The following is a 17635-nucleotide window of genomic DNA, read 5'->3' as shown; positions in this document are numbered from 1 at the left end:
CTCAAGGACGAACCATGAAAACCCTGCGCCCGTTCCTGCTGTCGTGTTGCGCCGCCTTGGCGCTGCCGGCCTTCGCATCCGCGCAGCCCGAAGTCTGGCGCGGCACCGTCGGCACGCTGCCGGTGGCGGTGCAATTGAATGAAGGCGAGGGCGCCGAGGTCTACGGCCAATACTTCTATTTCAAGCATCTGCACGACCTGGAACTGCAAGGCAAGCGCGACGGCAAGGGCCTGCACCTGGAAGTGCGCAGCCGCGACGACGCCGTCAGCGAACGCTGGGAACTGAGCGAGAAAGACGGCGCGCTGCAAGGGCAGTGGAGCGCGGGCAAGCGCAGCCTGCCGGTGCGCCTGCAGCGCGTGGACCTGAAAGCGCTGCGCGCCGGCAGCGACGGCGAGCGCTATCGCCGCATCGGCGACGACGCGTCCGCGTTCGACGCGCTGCGCGTCGGCGAACTGAGCCTGAAGAAGACCAAGACCCAGCAGTTCCAGGGCCAGCGCCTGCAATGGTGGCGCGAGCCGCGCACCGGCATGGAGTTGTTCACGCTCGAATCCGGCGCCGACGCGCCGGCCCGCGCGCGCGTCAACGAAATCCTGAACCGCCGCTTGTGGCGCTCGGTGGTCGATGCCCTGGGCTGCCTGTCCGCGCCGAACAGTGAGTTCGAGCAGACCGTCACCCCGCGCCTGCTCGACCGCCGCTTCCTCAGCCTGAGTCTGATGAGCAGCTACTACTGCGGCGGCGCGCATCCGGACTTCGGCGATTCGCCGTTGACCATCGACCTGCGCAGCGGCCGCGAACTGGCGCTGGAGGATGTGCTGTGGCTCGGCAAAGGCCAGCCGCCGCGCAGCGCGGGCAACGGCGATTACGACAGTCCCGGCTACAAGCGCTTGCAGGAATATCGCGAGTCGACGCTGGCGCCGTGGACGATCAAGACGCTGACCGGGCTGCATCCGGACGACATGGCCAAGCCCAAGGACGACGAGGGTTGCGACTACTCCGATCCCGGCGTCTGGGGCACCTCGATCTGGTACCTGACCCCGCAAGGCCTCTACCTCGGCCCGTACTTCGCCCGGGTCGCGCGCGCTTGCGAATACCCGGAGTGGTCGCTGGTGCCGTGGAAGCTGGTCGAGCGCCATCCGGGTCCGGCGCTGAGCGCGAAGTGACGTCGCCACGCCGGCGCGGGTGAAACCGCCGCGCCGGCGGATCCGCGCTACGCCATCGTTCCGACCATCGCCGCATGCGCGGTAGCGCGCGTACGTTCGTGCGGATTCGCGCGAGCGCACGCCATCGCGCGCACTCGCGCGCATCGATCGCCGTTATCCGTATACGCGTCGCAACGCACAGTTCGCGCTGTGCGTTGCGTCGCGCGACGGATCGCATCCGCTTGCGACTCGAACCGTCCGTATCGCGGGCCGTTTCGCGAGTTCCGCCGCGCGCGCGACGATTTCGCCGGATTAAGTGAGGCTTGTCACACCGGTAGGCTTTTTTACTGTCTATGAACGAATCCGTTTGCTATTAGTCCGCGCGCAGATCGAAGGTCTGTGTGGTTCGACATCGCCAACGGCGCGCGCCAGCGCGAAAGGATGGATCCGTGGCTCAAGGATGGAGCGTCATAGCCGTCGACAATCGTTTGGGTTAGGGGGTTCATAGCGAGGCCGCGACGCCGCTTTCGGGCGGGCGCATCGCTGCGCGCGGTTGTCGCGACGCGCGATTCGCCGCTGCGATCGGTGAGCCGTTTGGCTCGGGTTGCGCGTGTAAACAGCGGGGCCGGGTGAGTTGCGGGCGCTCGATCGCGCAGCGCTCGCGCGTCGCGCGGGAAGCGTCGCGATGCTCCGAACATGCGTCGCTGGCCGTGCGGGAACAGGAAGTTTGCGGCGGACGGCATCGGCCGTTCGCCGGGTGGCGGCGAGAGCCGCGGGATTCGGCGATATCGACAGCAGGATGGGAAGTGCATGAACAAGATCGGATGGATGGTGCCGGCGGCGCTGGTGTGCGCGGCGCTGAGCGTGGGTTGCGGCCAGAAGGCCGCCGAACCGCAGGCCGCCGCCGCGACGGCGAGCGCGGCCGCGCCGGCCAAAGCGCCTGAGCTGACGTTGTTCGCGCTCGATGTCGGCGTGACGCCGAACCCCGACGGCACGGTGGTGCCGCTGACCCAGTTCCTGCCCGACGAGAAGATCATCGCCTCGCTGCGCACCCAGGGTTCGGCCAAGAGCGTGCCGGTGTCGGTCAAGCTGATCGAGATGAGCAACGGCCAGGTGGTCGGCGAGCAGAACACCGACCTGACCTTGAGCGGCGCGGCGACGACCAACCTGGAATTCGTCAAGCAAGGCGCGGGCGCATGGGCGCTGGGCCGCTACGTGATGGAAGTGGCGATCGCCGGCAAGCCTGCGGGGCGGCAGGAAATCGAAGTGACGCAGACGCTGCCGGACGGCGCGCGGCCCAAGCCGGCGGCCGCGCCGGCGCCGGCCGGCGCGTAAACGCCGGCGGGCGATGCAAGACCGCGGTAAACCCGCCGGCGGAACGCCGGCGGCAGATCGATCGACCCCTCAGGAAGCCCGGTCGGACCGGGTTGCGCTTGGAGAGAGCGTCATGGAACAGCGTGTGGATCTTGCCCGTACCGGTTCGGGCGCGCGGTCGCAGCGCGAGGCGCGTTGGTCGCGTCGGCGCTTCGGCCTTCTCTCGCGCGGCTGGGCGATCGTGCTGGGCCTGGCGCTGTTGGTCAGCGGCTCGCTGGCGCTGGCGGCCAAATACGTCTACGACGACAACGGCCGCCTGGTGGTGATGGTCAACGAGCAGTCGGGCGAGAGCGCGCGCTACGTCTACGACAAGGTCGGCAATCTGCTGAAGATCGAACGCCTGGCCGCGGGCCAGGTGGCGGTGTTCTCGTTCGTGCCGGCGCGCGGCGCGACCGGCGTGGCGGTGACGATTCAGGGACAAGGTTTCAGCACGACCGCGGGCGACAACGTCGTGCGCTTCAACGGCGTCGCGGCGACGGTGACGTCGGCGACGCTGACCGAACTGAAAGTGACGGTGCCGGCGGGCGCGAGCACCGGTCCGCTGACGGTGACGGTGGGAACGCAGACCGTGTCGGGCCCGGCCGACTTCGTCGTCGACGAAGACGCGCAGCCGCCGCAGATAACGAGTGTGTCGCCGCTGATCGGCGTCGCCGGAACGCAGGTCACGGTGACCGGCCAGCGTCTGTATCCGGCGCCGGACCTGACCCGCGTGCTGCTCGGCGACCGCATCGCGGTGCCGGGCACTTCGAGCCAGACCCAGCTGACGTTCCCGGTGCCGGTGCGCGCCGGCAGCGGCAAGATCACCGTCAGCACGCCGTACGGCAGCGCGCAGAGCGCGGATGAGTTCGTTGTGGTGCCGGCCGGCGTTACTGCCGCCGATGTCGTCAACGGCGGACGGCTGACCTTGGACGCAGCCGCGCGCGCGTTGGAGACCACGGTCGCCAATCAACAGATCGCGTTGTTGCTCGAAGCGCCGGGCCGAGACCTCACCAGCCTGCAGTTCGCCGGCATCGCCAGCGGCACCGTCGCCTACAGTCTGTACGGCCCCGACAACCGCCAACTGCTGACCGGCAGCGCCAGCGCCAGCGCGCCGAGTGCGCATCTGCCGCGACTCGGCGCCGGTTTGCATCTGCTGCTGCTCAAGCCGAGCGCGCCGATGGCGTGGAACCTCGGCTGGGAAAAGAACGCGACCCTGACCACCCAGGCCGAACCGCTCGCGGTCGCCACCGCGACCGCGTACCAGAGCAAGCGCTACGTCATCGACGTCGCCGCCGGCGACAACCTCGGCGTCGGCCTCAGCGACCTGCTGACGCCAGGCTCGACCAGTTCGGTGCAGGCCGCGGTGTACCGTCCCGACGGCAGCCAGCTGACCTACGACTATTGCTACGCCAACAACGGCGGCTGCGATCTCAATCTGCCGAGCCTCAGCATCTCCGGCCCTTACACCCTGGTGCTGACGCCGACGTCCGACGGCCAACGCCTGCTTTCGCTCAAGGCGACGTTGAGCGCCGACCTCGTGCTGCCGCTGAGCGCCGACGCGCCGGCGTCGCTGTCGCTGTCGCGGCGCGGCCAGAACGGCCGCCTGAGCTTCGCCGCGCAGGCCGGCCAGACCTACGCCTTCAACGTCGCCGGCCAGACGACCGTGCCGGCCAACCGCGACGTCTACTACACCGTGTACAAGCCCGACGGCAGCGTGCTGCAACAAGGCAACAGCAAGGCCGGGCTGACCTTGAACCTGGCCAAGTTGCCGGCGAGCGGCGGCTATCAAATCTATGTCGATCCGTATTACGGCGAGACCGCGACCGTGCAGCTGGCCTTGGTCTCCGGCGAAACCGGCGAAGTGCTGCCGGGCCAGGGCAGCGGCGAGTTCGCCACCGCCACGCCGGGCCAGAACGTCTATTTCGGTTTCAGCGCCGAGCAGGGCGCGAACCTCGGCCTGGGCATCAGCGACCTGCTGACGCCGGGCAGCACCAGCTACGCAACGGTCTACGTCTACCGACCCGACGGCACCCAGCTGGCCTACGAGTACTGCTACGCGCAGTACAACGGCTGCGATCTCAACCTGCCCAACCTGCCGGCCGGCAACTACAGCGCGGTGGTGATACCGCCGAGTTCCGGCGACCGCACGGTCGCGTTCAAGGCCACGCTCAGCGCCGATCTGACGGTGGCTCTGACCGCCGATACCGCGGTGCCGGTGGCGCTCGACCGGCGCGGCCAGAACGCGCGCTTGAGCTTCGCCGCGCAGGCCGGGCAGACGCGCGCGTTCAACGTCTCGGCGCAGACCACCGCGCCGGCCAGCCGCGACGTGTACTACACCGTCTACAAGCCCGACGGCACCGTGCTGCAGCAAGGCAACACGCGCGCGGCGCTGACCTTGAACCTGCCGAACCTGCCGGCCACGGGCAACTACTACGTCTTCATGGATCCGGGCCAGGGCGAAACCGCGGCGGCGCAGATCAAGTTGGTCAGCGGCGTGGTCGGCGGCCCCGATCCGGGCGGTTCGCTCGGCGAATTCGAAACCCAGACGCCGGGCCAGAACGTCTACTTCAGCTTCCCGGCCAAGCAGGGCGACCAGCTCGGCCTGGCGCTGAGCGATCTGCTGACGCCTGGCACGACCAGCGGCGCGACCCTGTACGTCTACCGCCCCAACGGCACCCAGCTGAGCTACGAGTACTGCTACGCGCAGAACAACGGCTGCGATCTGAACCTGACGATCCCGACCGACGGCACCTACAACGTCACCGTGACGCCGCCGGCTTCGGGCGCGCAGACGATGGCGTTCAAGGCGACGCTGAGCACGGACCAGACCGCGACGCTGGCGATCAACGCGCCGCTGAACCTCGACCTGACCAAGCGCGGCGAGAACGCGCGCCTGCGCTTCGTCGCCGAAGCCGGCCAGACCTTCGCCTTCAACGTCTCCGGCCAGACCACGCTGCCGGCCAACCGCGACGTCTACTACTACGTCAACAAGCCCGACGGCACCGTGTTGCAGCAGGGCAGCGCGCGCACGTCGCTGACCCAGAACCTGCGCAACCTGCCGGTGGCCGGCCAGTACGAGGTCTTCGTCGATCCGTACTACGGCGAAACCGCCAAGATGCAGGCGGTGCTGTTGCCGGGCGAGACCGGCACGGTCCAGCTCGGCGCGGAGCCGCGCAATTTCGCCACCCAGGTCGCGGGCCAGAACATCTATTTCGGCTTCAGCGCCGAACAGGGCGCCAACCTCGGCCTGGGCCTCAGCGATCTGCTGACTCCGGGCACCACCAGCGGCGCGACGATGTACGTCTATCGTCCCAACGGCACCCAGCTGACTTACCAAAACTGCTACGCGCAGTACAACGGCTGCGAGCTCAACCTCGCCAACCTGCCGGCCGGCGACTACACGGTGATGGTGGCGCCGCCGAGCGGCGCGGCCACGATGAGCTTCCAGGCCGTGCTCAGCGCCGATCTCAACGGCACCGTGTCGGTCGACACGCCGGTGGACCTGGTGCTCGACCGCCGCGGCCAGAACGCGCGGATCAAGTTCGCCGCCGAAGCCGGGCAGACCTTCGCCTTCAACGTCGCCGGCCAGACCAGCGACCCGGCCGCGCGCGATGTGACCTACACCGTGTACAAGCCCGACGGCAGCAGCCTGCAGACCGGCACGGCCCGGACCGGGCTGACCCTCAACCTGCGCAACCTGCCGGCCAGCGGCGATTACCTGGTGTTCGTCGATCCGTACTACGGCGCCAAGACCAGCGCGCGCTTGTCGCTGGTGTCGGGCCAGAGCCAGACGATCCCGCCGGACGGCGATCCGGGCAGCTTCATCACCCAGACGCCGGGCCAGAACGCGTACTTCACCTTCACCGCGGAGCAGGGCGCCAACCTCGGCATCGGCCTGACCGACTTCGTCACCCCGGGCACGACCAGCAGCGCGACGGTCTACGTCTACCGGCCCAACGGCACCCAGCTGACCTACGAGTACTGCTACGCGCAGTACGCCGGCTGCGACCTGGATCTGGTCAACCTGCCGGCGGGCACCTACAGCGTCACCGTGGTGCCGCCGAGCAGCGGCGCCAGCACGATGAGCTTCAACGCGGTGATCAGCGCCGACCTCGTCGCGACCCTGGCGCCGAACGCGCCGCTGAGCCTCAACCTGGCCCGCCGCGGCCAGAACGGGCGGCTGAACTTCGCCGGCGCCGCCGGGCAGACGGTCGCGGTCAACGCCTCGAACATCCTCACCTCGCCGGCGGTGCGCAACGTCTACTACACCGTCTACAAGCCCGACGGCAGCACCCTGGCGCAGACCTATTCGACCACCGGCCTGAGCCTGAACCTGCCGAACCTGCCGGCGACCGGCCAGTACACGCTGTTCGTCGATCCGGACTACGGCAACAGCGCGACCTCGCAGGTCGAGCTCGACACCGGCGAAGGCCTGACGATCGGCGGCGCACCGGCCGAATACAGCAGCGCGGCGCCGTGGCAGCGCGCCTATTTCACCTTCACCGTGGAGCAGGGCGCCAACCTCGGCCTCGGCCTCAGCGATGTGGTCACGCCGGGTTCGACCAGCTACGTCGGCCTGTACGTGTACCGTCCGAACGGTACGCAGTTGGCGTACGAGTACTGCTACGCGCAGTACAACGGTTGCGACATCGACTTGCCGAACCTGCCGGCCGGCACCTACAGCGTGGTTGCGGTGCCGCCGAGCGGCGGCAACGGCACGATGAGCTTCAAGACCCATCTGACGCCGGATCTCGCTGCCACCCTGGCGCCGAACGTGCCGTTGAACCTCAACATCGCCCAACGCGCTCAGAACGGGCGCTTGAGCTTCGCCGGCACCGCCGGGCAGACGGTCGCGGTCAACGTTTCCAACATCGCGGTCGCGCCGACCGTGCGCAACGTCTACTACACCGTCTACAAGCCCGACGGCAGCACCCTGACCTCGACCTATTCGACCAGCGGCCTGAGCCTGAACCTGTCGAACCTGCCGGCGACCGGCCAGTACACGCTGTTCGTCGACGCCGACTACGGCATGACCTCGACCGCGCAAGTCGAACTCGACACCGGCGACGGCCTCAGCGTCGGCGGCGCGCCGGCCGAGTACAGCAGCGCCGCGCCGTGGCAGCGGGCCTACTTCACCTTCACCGCGGAGCAGGGCGCGAACCTCGGCCTCGGCCTCAGCGATCTGGTCACGCCGGGTTCGACCAACAACGTCGCGCTGTACGTGTACCGTCCGAACGGCACCCAGCTCGCCTCCGAGAACTGCTACGCGCAGTACAACGGCTGCGAGATCGACCTGCCGAACCTGCCGGCCGGCACCTACAGCATCATCGCCGTCCCGCCGAGCGGGGCCACCGGCACGATGAGCTTCAAGACCACGCTGAGCCCCGATGTCGCCGGCACCCTGTCGGCGAACGCGCCGCTGAACCTCAACCTCGCCCAGCGCGGCCAGAACGCACGCTTGAGCTTCGCCGGCACGGCCGGGCAGACGGTCGCGGTCAACGCCTCCAACATCGTCACCGCGCCGGGCGTGCGCAACGTCTACTACACGGTCTACAAGCCCGACGGCGCGACCCTGCTGTCGTCGTACTCGACCACCGGCCTGAGCCTGAATCTGCCGAACCTGCCGACCAGCGGGCAGTACACGCTGTTCGTCGATCCGGAGTACGGCAACACCGCGACTTCGCAGGTCGAGCTCGACACCGGCGACGGCCTCAGCGTCGGCGGCGCGCCGGCCGAGTACAGCAGCGCGGCGCCATGGCAGCGCGCCTACTTCACTTTCAGCGTGGAGCAGGGCGCCAACCTCGGCCTCGGCCTCAGCGATCTGGTCACGCCGGGCTCGACCAACAACGTCGCGCTGTACGTGTACCGCCCGAACGGCACCCAGCTCGTTTACGAGAACTGCTACGCGCAGTACGGCGGCTGCGAGATCGACCTGCCGAACCTGCCGGCCGGCACCTACAGCATCATCGCCGTGCCGCCGAGCGGCACCGCCGGCACGATGAGCTTCAAGACCACGCTCAGCCCCGATGTCGCCGGCAGCCTGTCGCCGAACGTGCCGTTGAACCTCGACATCGCCAAGCGCGGCCAGAACGCACGCCTGAATTTCGCCGGCACCGCCGGGCAGACGGTCGCGGTCAACGTCTCCAACATCGCGGTCGCGCCGACCGTGCGCAACGTCTACTACACGGTCTACAAGCCCGACGGCAGCAGCTTGCTGTCGTCGTACTCGACCAGCGGCCTGAGCCTCAACCTGCCGAATCTGCCGGCGACCGGCCAGTACACGCTGTTCGTCGACGCCGACTACGGCATGACCTCGACCGCGCAGGTCGAGCTCGACACCGGCGACGGCCTCAGCGTCGGCGGCGCTCCGGCCGAATACAGCAGCGCCGCGCCGTGGCAGCGGGCTTACTTCACCTTCACCGTGGCGCAGGGCGCGAACCTCGGCCTCGGCCTCAGCGATCTGGTGACGCCGGGCTCGACCAACAACGTCGGCCTGTACGTCTATCGCCCGAACGGCACCCAGCTCGTCTACGAGAACTGCTACGCGCAGTACAACGGCTGCGAGATCGACCTGCCGAACCTGCCGGCCGGCACCTACAGCGCGATCGTGGTCCCGCCGAGCGGTCCCAGCGGCACGATGAGCTTCAAGACCACGCTCAGCGCCGACGTCGCCGGCACTTTGACGCCGAACGCGCCGCTGAACCTCGACATCGCCCAGCGCGGCCAGAACGCGCGCTTGAGCTTCGCCGGCACGGCCGGGCAGACGGTCGCGGTCAACATCTCCAACATCGCGGTCGCGCCGACCGTGCGCAACGTCTACTACACCGTCTACAAGCCCGACGGCAGCAGCTTGCTGTCGTCGTATTCGACCAGCGGCCTGAGCCTCAACCTGGCCAACCTGCCGGTCAGCGGCCAGTACACGCTGTTCGTCGACGCCGACTACGGCATGACCTCGACCGCGCAGGTCGAGCTCGACACCGGCGACGGCCTCAGCGTCGACGGCGCGCCGGCCGAGTACAGCAGCGCGGCGTCGTGGCAGCGGGCCTACTACACGGTCGCGGTGGCGCAGGGCGCCAACCTCGGCCTCGGCCTCAGCGATCTGCTCACGCCGGGCTCGACCAACAACGTCACGCTGTACGTGTACCGCCCGAACGGCACCCAGCTCGCCTACGAAAACTGCTACGCGCAGTACGGCGGCTGCGAGATCGACCTGCCGAACCTGCCGGCCGGCACCTACAGCATCATCGCCGTCCCGCCGAGCGGGGCCGCCGGCACGATGAGCTTCAAGACCACGCTCAGCGCCGACGTCGCCGCGACCCTGGCGCCGGATGCGCCGATCTCGCTGAACCTCGGCCGCCGCGGCCAGAACGGACGCTTCGCCTTCGCCGGCGCGGTCGGCCAGAACCTCGCGATCAAGGCCTCGAACCTGGCGATCGCGCCGACCGTGCGCAACGTCTACTACACGGTCTACAAGCCCGACGGCAGCTTGCTGCAACAGAGCTATGCGACCAACGGTCTGGCGATCAACCTCGCCAGCCTGCCGGTCGCCGGCCAGTACAGCCTGTTCGTCGACGCCGATTACGGCATGACCTCGAGCTCGCGTCTGGAACTGTCCAGCGGCGCCGGCCTCAGCGTCGACGGCGCGGTGGTGTCGCACACGAGCGCGGCGGCGTGGGACCGCTCCTACTACACGGTCGCGGTCGCGCAGGGCGCCAGCCTCGGCCTCGGCCTCAGCGATCTGGTCACTCCGGGCTCGACCAGCAACGTCGCGCTGTACGTGTACCGCCCCAACGGCACCCTGCTGGTTTCCGAAAACTGCTACGCGCAGTACGGCGGCTGCGAGCTGGACCTGCCGAACCTGCCGGCCGGCACCTACAGCATCTTCGCGGTGCCGCCGAGCGGCGGCGACGGTACGGCCAGCTACAAGGTGACGCTGAGCCGCGACGCCACCGGCACCTTGTCGCTGGCTACGCCGTTCACGCTGGCGCTGAACCGCGCCGGCCAGAACGCGGCGCTGAATCTCGCCGCGACCGCGGGCCAGTCGTTGACGCTGACGGTCGCATCGCAGACCACCGACCCGGCCAACCGCGACGTGTACTACTCGGTCTACCGGCCCGGCGGCGCGTTGTTCAAGCAGACCTACACCCGCACCGGCACCGCGATGACGCTGCCGAACCTGCCGGACAGCGGCAACTACCTGGTGCAGGTCGATGCGAACTACGGCGCCAAGGTCGGCGCGCAATTGACGGTGACTTCGCCGTGACCGCGGCTTGCGGCGGCGACGGCGGACTTCGGATACAGGAAAACGAACGATGAACCGTATCGAGCAAGGAACGCGCAAGAACTGGCGCATCGGTGCGATGGCGCTGGCACTGGGCCTGTCGCTGGGCGCGGTGTCGCTGCGGCCGGGCGACGTCGGCGCGGCGCTGGAGCCGCTGCCGGTGTCGTTGTCGCAGCAGTTGGCGCTGCAGTCGCGCGAAGCGCGCGCGCAGTTGCCGGACGGGCGCTGGCTGGTGCTCGAACGCGACGGCCGCGGCCTGAGCCTGCGCCGCGACGATGCGCAAGGCAGCCAGGTAAGGCATTGGCCGCTGGGTTCGCCGCGCCGGCTGGCCAGCGTCAGCGTGCTCGCCGACGGCCGGGTGCTGGTCTGGGGCGGCGTCGACGCGACCGGGCAAGTGCACATCGAAGGCCTGTGGTTCGATCCGGCGACGCAGACGCTGACGGCGGCGCAGCTGCCGGGCCTGGCGCCGCGCGCCGGCCATGCGGCGACTTTGCTCAGCGACGGCCGCCTGCTGCTCAGCGGTGGCTGGACGCCGGGCGTGGCCGGTGTCGCGAAAGCCGAATTGTGGGATTCGCGCGACGACGCGGTGCAGATCGTCGGCGGCGCGTGGACGCCGCCGCGCCTGGGCCATGCCGGCGCGCTGGACGCCGACGGCAGCGTGCGTTTGACTGGCGGCGTCGATGCGCAAGGCCGCCGCGTGGGCGGCGACGCGCGCTTCGATCCGCAAACGCAAAGCTTCGCTGCAACTGCGCCGGTTGCGCGCGCCGCCGACGCCGCCAAGTCGGCGCCGGTGCTCGCCGCCTCGTGGCCCGCAGCGAAAGCGCAGAACGTGGCCCCCGACGGCCGCCTGTGGCTGCGCTTCACCCAGCCGCTGCAAGCCAACGAAGTCAACGCCAGCAGCGTGGTCCTGTTCGGCCCCGGCGGCCGCACCGTCGCCAAGGTGGTGCCCGCCGAAGGCGGCCGTCTCGCCTTCGTGACCCCGCAGCAGGCGCTGTTCCCCGATTCGCCGTACACCCTGCTGATCGACGGCGTGCGCGGCCGCAACGGCCAGCCGCTGGCGACCGTTGCGATCGACTTCCGCACCGCGGCCTTGAACGCGGAGCAGACGCCGGCGACGACGCCGACCGACGTGCAGATCACCGGCGACGAAGACGCGCGCCGTTGCGTACAAAAGGGCGCCTGGTACGCCCCGTGCCGCGCGCGCGGCGAACTCAAGGACGGCGTGTGGTCCCCCGGCGCCGACAATACCGACAGCCGCTGGCGCATCTACACGCCGGATCAGGCGCCGACGCCGAACCCGTCGATGGCCAAGACCGCGGCGCTTTACGGCGTGACCGTCGTGCGCGGCCGCGTCGTGCGCGTCGACGAACAACCGGTCGCGAACGTCGAAGTCAGCATCGGCGCGCACAAGGCGCGTACCGACGCCGACGGTTGGTTCACCCTGCTCGACGCCGCGGCCGGTTGGCAGGAACTGTACGTCGACGGCAGCAGCGCCAACACCGCGCAGGCCGAATACGGCCAGTTCGTGGTCGGCGTGCGCGTGGCGAAAGGCAAGCTGACCGAACTGAACTACCTGCTGCACCTGCCGCGCATCACCGCGCGCGACAAGATCAAGATCGCCTCGCCGCTGAAGCAGGAGATGCGCATCGGCCACCCGGACATGCCGGGCTTGGAGCTGCGGATCCCTGCCGGCGCGGTGATCCGCGACCGCAAGGGCCAACTGGTGACCGAACTGGCGATCGTGCCGACGCCGGTCAACCGCGCGCCGTTCCCGGTCAAAGAGAACCACCCGATGGCGTTCACCCTGGAACCGGGCGGCGCCCAGGTGCAGGGCCTGACCCCGGCCGCGTCGGGCGGCATCCGCGTGTACTACCCGAACTACGACCGCAAGCCGGCGGGGACGCTGGCGGACTTCTGGATCTACGACCCGCGCGAAGGCTGGCGGGTGTACGGCCAGGGCACGGTCTCGGCCGACGGGCGCCAGTTCGAACCCGAGCGCGGCGTCGCGCTGCACCAGACGATGGGCGGCATGTACAGCGTGCCGAACAACGATCCTCCGCCGAAGGAGGGCATGCCGCCGGATCAGGACGGCAATTGTCCCGATCCGGGCTGCGCCGATCAGGCCGCCAAGGGCGGCGGCGCGGGCAGCGAGGGCGACCCGGTCGACTTGCACACCGGCGATTTCATCTACGCCGACACCGATGTGACGATCAACGACGTGGTGCCGCTGACGGTCGAGCGGCATTACCGCCCGCGCGACATGGTCAAGCGCGAGTTCGGTCTGGGCATGTCGTTGGGCTACGGTCACTACCTGCAGCGCACCGGCGACGATTACGCAGCGATCCGCATGGTGTTGCCGAACGGCTCGGCGGTGCAGTTCGACCGATTGTCCGGCAGCGGCGCGCAGGGCGAATGGCGCCAGAACGGATCGCGTTCGCAGTTCGCCGGCGCGGTGATGCGTTCGATCTTCGACTCCGATCCCGAGCAGCCGTACGGCCGCGCCTACCGCGTGACCTTGCGCGACGGCTCGCAGATGCAGTTCGGCAGCTATAACAACACCCGCCTGCAGTGGGTGCAGGACCGGTTCGGCAACCAGACCCGGCTGGTCTACAACGCCGGCTTGCTGAGCCAGTTGGTATCGCCGAACGGGCGCATGGTGAATTTCACCTACGACGCGCAGAACCGGATCAAGACCGTCAAGGACCACACCGGCCGGACCTGGAGCTACGACTACAACGACAAGGGCCTGCTGTCTACGGTGACGTATCCGGATCTGACGACGCAGCGCTATGCTTACATCACCAGCAGTTTCGCCGACGATTTCGACGTGTGCCCGTCCGGCATCAACGTCGATCCGCGGTTCTGCCTGTACGCCAAGGCGCATAAGCAGTTCGGCACCTACCTGATGCAGCACGTGATGGAATCGGTGACCGACCGGCGCGGCCATCGCGTGGTCTTCAACGAGTATCCCAAGTACGGCAGCTGGATCGGTCGGATCAGCAAGCAGACGCTGGCGGACAACAGCGTGTACACGTTCGCCTACAGCAATACGCCGGAAGGCCATCTGGCGTCGTTGGTGACGCGTCCGGACGGCGTGAAGCGGCGGGTGGTGTTCGACGAGAACGCGACGCCGTATCCGATCAGCGACACCTATGGCTACGGCACCGACCAGGCGCAGACCTACCTGTTCGAACGCTATGCGTCGGGCCAGGTCAAGGTCCGCACCGATCCGTTGGGCCGCAAGACCGAATACCAGTACAACGCGGCGGGCCAGGTGACCCGGCAGACGGTCATGGCCGGCACGGACAAAGCGCAGACGGTCCAGATGTCCTACTACGGCGACGGACAATTGCGCAGCGTGACCGACGCCTTGAGCCGCGTCACTACGCTCGAATACATCGAAGGCTGCCTCAGCCGCATCACCGATCCCCTGCAACGCAGCACCGATATCCGCTGCAACGCGTCGGGCCAGCCGCTGGCGATCACCGACGCCAAGGGCTATACCGCCACCTTCCGTTATGAGGGCGGCGAGCTCACGGCAGTGGTCGATCCGATGGGACGGGCCACCGGCATGGCGTACGACACGCTCGGCCGGCTGATCGTGATGCGCGATGCCGACGGGCGCATCAGCCGTCGCGAGTTCGACCACAACGACCGGGTGCGCAAGGTCGTCGATCCGCAGCGGCAGGCGACCGAGCTGAGTTACGACAACAACGGCAACGTCACCGCGATCCTGCAGCCGCACGGCAACGGCATCACCTACGTCTACGACGAACGCGACCGCCTGAAGGAGCGGCGCGACGGCCTGGATCGCGCCGAGTTCTGGAGTTACTTCGACGGCGACCGGGTCAAGTCCTACAAGAACCGCAAGGGCCAGACCACGGCCATCGCCTACGATGCGCTCGGACGTCCGCAGACCTTCACTTTCGGCGACGGCAGCGTGCAGACGCTGACCTACGATGCGGTGGACCGGCGCAAGCGCCTGGTCGATTCCGCCGCCGGCAGCTTGAGCTGGGAGTACGACGATTTCGACCGCTTGCGCATGGAAAGCGGCGCCGCCGGCAGTGTGATCTACGAGTACGACGCCGCCGGGCGCCGCATCGGCATGACCGCCGGAAGCCAGGCCAAGGTCGAGTATCGCTACGACGATGCCGACCAATTGCGGCGCATCATCCAGGGCAGCGAAACCATCGCGTTCGACTACGACGAGATCGGCCGGCGCAAGAGCATGACGCTGCCGAACGCGGTGGTCGCCGGCTACTCGTTCAACGACGCCAACGACCTGATCGGGCTCGCCTACGCCAAGGCCGACGGCACCGTTCTCGGCAGCATCGGATACGGCTACGACCGCGTCGGCCAGCGGATAGCGCAGACCGGCTCGTGGGCCAACAGCCTGCTGCCGGCGGCCAGCGACGGCAACGCGTTCGACGACAACCATCGCCAGATCCGTTTCCTCGGCCAGGTCCTGAGCTACGACGACGACGGCAATCTGGTCGGCGACGGCAGCCGCACGTACGTCTGGAACAGCCGCGAGCAGCTGACCAGCATTCAGCAAGGCGGGCAAACGGTCGCGAGCTTCGAATACGACCCGTTGGGGCGCCGCATCGGCAAGACCGAGAACGGCCAGACCGTGCAATACCTTTACGACGGCCTGGACACGGTGCAGGAGGCGCGCGGCAGTCGCGTGACCGGCATATTGACCGGCCTGGCGATGGACGAGCGTTTCGCCCGCAGCGAAGCCTCCGGGCGCACCTACTACCTGTCCGACGCTCTGGGCAGCACCAAGGCCTTGAGCGATGCGGCCGGCGCGGTGGTGCAACGCTACGACTACACCCCGTACGGACAGACTCAGGCGAGTCAGAGCAGCTTCGACAACCCGTACCAGTACGCGGGGCGCGAACGCGACGAAAGCGGTTTGTATTACTACCGCGCTCGCTATTACCACCCCGGCATGGGACGTTTCATCAGCGAAGACCCGATCGGCCTGGCGGGCGGAGTCAACACCTACGCCTACGTGGCCGGCAATCCGATCGTCAATGTCGATCCGACCGGTCACTTCGGCGTGCCGGGTGCGATTTACGGCGCGATCGCCGGCGGCATCGGCGGCTATATTTCCGGCGGCTGGAAGGGCGCGTTGCTCGGAGCCGCCGCCGGCGGCCTGGTCGGCGCAGTCAATCCCTTCGCGGCGCACTGGGCCGGCGGCGCGGCCGGCGCGGCTGCCGCCAGCCTGCTCGGCCAAGGATTGGGCAATGCCGCCAGCGGCAAGGATTACACCAACCCCTGCAACTACGATTGGTGGGCCGTCGGCGGCGCCGCTCTCGGCGGTGCGGCGGGAGGACCGTTGAATCACTGGCTCAGCCGGTTCATCGATCCGATTCGGCGGCCGGTGATCGGCAGCGTGGTCGGCTCCAGCAATCTGAGTTACGCCAACGGACGCACCATCGGCGCCATCGCCGAGGGCGCGATCGTCGGCGGCGGCGAGTTGGGCGGCGCCGCCGCGGGCCAGCGTTACGGTCGTTGAGTCCGAGGCTGCGGATCGGGAGGTCGAATTGATCTGGTTGGCTGTACCGCTGTACTTCGCCTTGTGGGCGCTGGCCTGGCCGGCGCTCCTGGCGGGATACGCCAATGCCTTGCTCGCGGCCGCGCGAGCGCCTGGTCCGTTGCGCGTGCTGCTGGGGCTGCTGGCGTACCTCGCATTCGCTGTCGTGGTGTTTCTGCCGTTCCTTGCGCTGTTCGAGTACGGGCCATGGCGCACGGCGATGCGCGAGCGCGACGGGTTCGTGATCTGGTTCGTGGCGTGCTTCCTGCTGTCGCTGATTCCGGGCGTGTCGTCGTTCCGGCGGCGTTATCTGGGACAGCTCAAGCGGGTCGGCTACTTCAAGTCTCGTTGAAAGCGGTTGCGTGAGCGGTGTGCCTTTGCGGTGCGCTTGATTCTGATTTTGCGAAAGTCAGGCTGTGCTGGCGCGATTTGATGCATTTCGATTCGCGTGCAGCGTTGATGGGCCCGGAGCGCGACTGAGGACTGGCGCGCCTGCTGCTTCTGACGCGAACGTCGTGCAGGCTCGTGGAGGAAGTTCGCAATCGGCCTTGACGTCATGGCGCAGGTTGAGTGCGACGAGCGCGGTCGAGAGGCTAGATCCCTGGATTTTCTTGGTCTTCTATGCTCGCGGGAAGCACGTTTTATATGTGCATGCGGATAAAGTGCGTCCCGGTTATGTCTTGAGATTTTGTCGGAGTCGATGCGATAACGCAGACTTGGATCGTTCGGGAGAGCCCAGACCAATGATCAGATCGGTTCCAGTTCTTTTGACTGCATTGACAGCCGCAGTGCTGAGCGCCGGTTGCGACAGGCAGACCGATAAGCCTCAAGTCGTTGCTGCGGCTGCGAGCAGCACCGGAAGCGCGCAGGTCGAAACGCAGGGATTGACGCTGTTCGCGCTCGATGTCGGCGTGGCCCCGAATCCCGACGGCACGGTGATGCCGCTGACCCGGTTCCTGCCGCAGGAAAAGATCATCGCCTCGCTGCGCACTCAAGGTTCGGCCAAGAGCGTGCCGGTGTCGGTCAAGCTGATCGAGATGAGCAACGGCCAGGTGGTCGGCGAGCAGAACACCGACCTGACCTTGAGCGGCGCGGCGACGACCAACCTGGAATTCGTCAAGCAAGGCGCGGGCGCATGGGCGCTGGGTCGCTACGTGATGGAAGTGGCGATCGCCGGCAAGCCGGCGGGGCGGCAGGAAATCGAAGTGACGCAGACGCTGCCGGACGGCGCGCGGCCGAAGCCGCCCGCGGCGCCGGGCGGCGCGTAAACGAAAGACCGCTGTAAACCCGCCGGCGGTATGCCGGATGCGAATCAGGAAACCC

General features: G+C 68.1%; 6 protein-coding genes. All 6 read left to right on the top strand.

Annotated features, from left to right (window positions below; genetic code table 11):
- Nucleotides 1-14 precede the first annotated feature (14 nt).
- The 6 genes from JHW38_RS10600 to JHW38_RS10575 all read left to right on the top strand — a co-directional run bounded on the left by JHW38_RS10600 (nucleotide 15) and on the right by JHW38_RS10575 (nucleotide 17580).
- On the top strand, nucleotides 15-1160 hold the full coding sequence (locus JHW38_RS10600) for a hypothetical protein (RefSeq protein ID WP_207525866.1): 1146 nt from the start codon (nucleotides 15-17) through the stop codon (nucleotides 1158-1160).
- Nucleotides 1161-1949: 789 nt separating this feature from the next.
- Nucleotides 1950-2474 carry a hypothetical protein gene (locus tag JHW38_RS10595; protein WP_207525865.1) on the top strand — a complete coding sequence of 175 codons (525 nt, stop codon included), beginning with the start codon at nucleotides 1950-1952 and terminating at the stop codon, nucleotides 2472-2474.
- A gap of 124 nt (nucleotides 2475-2598) precedes the next feature.
- The gene (locus JHW38_RS10590) at nucleotides 2599-10755 is read left to right on the top strand and encodes a pre-peptidase C-terminal domain-containing protein (protein ID WP_207525864.1); all 8157 of its coding nucleotides are present in this window, start codon (nucleotides 2599-2601) and stop codon (nucleotides 10753-10755) included.
- 49 nt (nucleotides 10756-10804) lie between these two features.
- The gene (locus JHW38_RS10585; RefSeq protein WP_207525863.1) at nucleotides 10805-16294 is read left to right on the top strand and encodes an RHS repeat-associated core domain-containing protein; all 5490 of its coding nucleotides are present in this window, start codon (nucleotides 10805-10807) and stop codon (nucleotides 16292-16294) included.
- A 28-nt stretch (nucleotides 16295-16322) separates the two neighbouring features.
- Entirely contained in the window at nucleotides 16323-16664 is a 342-nt protein-coding gene (locus JHW38_RS10580) for a hypothetical protein (protein WP_207525862.1), read from the top strand.
- Nucleotides 16665-17196: 532 nt separating this feature from the next.
- Nucleotides 17197-17580, top strand: a complete 384-nt coding sequence (locus tag JHW38_RS10575; protein WP_207525861.1) for a hypothetical protein — start codon at nucleotides 17197-17199, stop codon at nucleotides 17578-17580.
- Nucleotides 17581-17635 lie beyond the last annotated feature (55 nt).

Origin of the sequence: Lysobacter enzymogenes (genome assembly GCF_017355525.1) — a bacterium.
Classification (GTDB): Bacteria; Pseudomonadota; Gammaproteobacteria; order Xanthomonadales; family Xanthomonadaceae; genus Lysobacter; species Lysobacter enzymogenes_C.
Note: the sequence above shows the minus strand (reverse complement) of the source record. Positions and strands in the feature narration are given on the sequence as shown.

Bases quoted from the DNA above. Each gene is read 5' to 3' on its own strand.
- JHW38_RS10600 (WP_207525866.1), top strand. From the start codon at position 15: ATGAAAACCCTGCGCCCGTTCCTGCTGTCGTGTTGCGCCGCCTTGGCG.
- JHW38_RS10595 (WP_207525865.1), top strand. From the start codon at position 1,950: ATGAACAAGATCGGATGGATGGTGCCGGCGGCGCTGGTGTGCGCGGCG.
- JHW38_RS10585 (WP_207525863.1), top strand. From the start codon at position 10,805: ATGAACCGTATCGAGCAAGGAACGCGCAAGAACTGGCGCATCGGTGCG.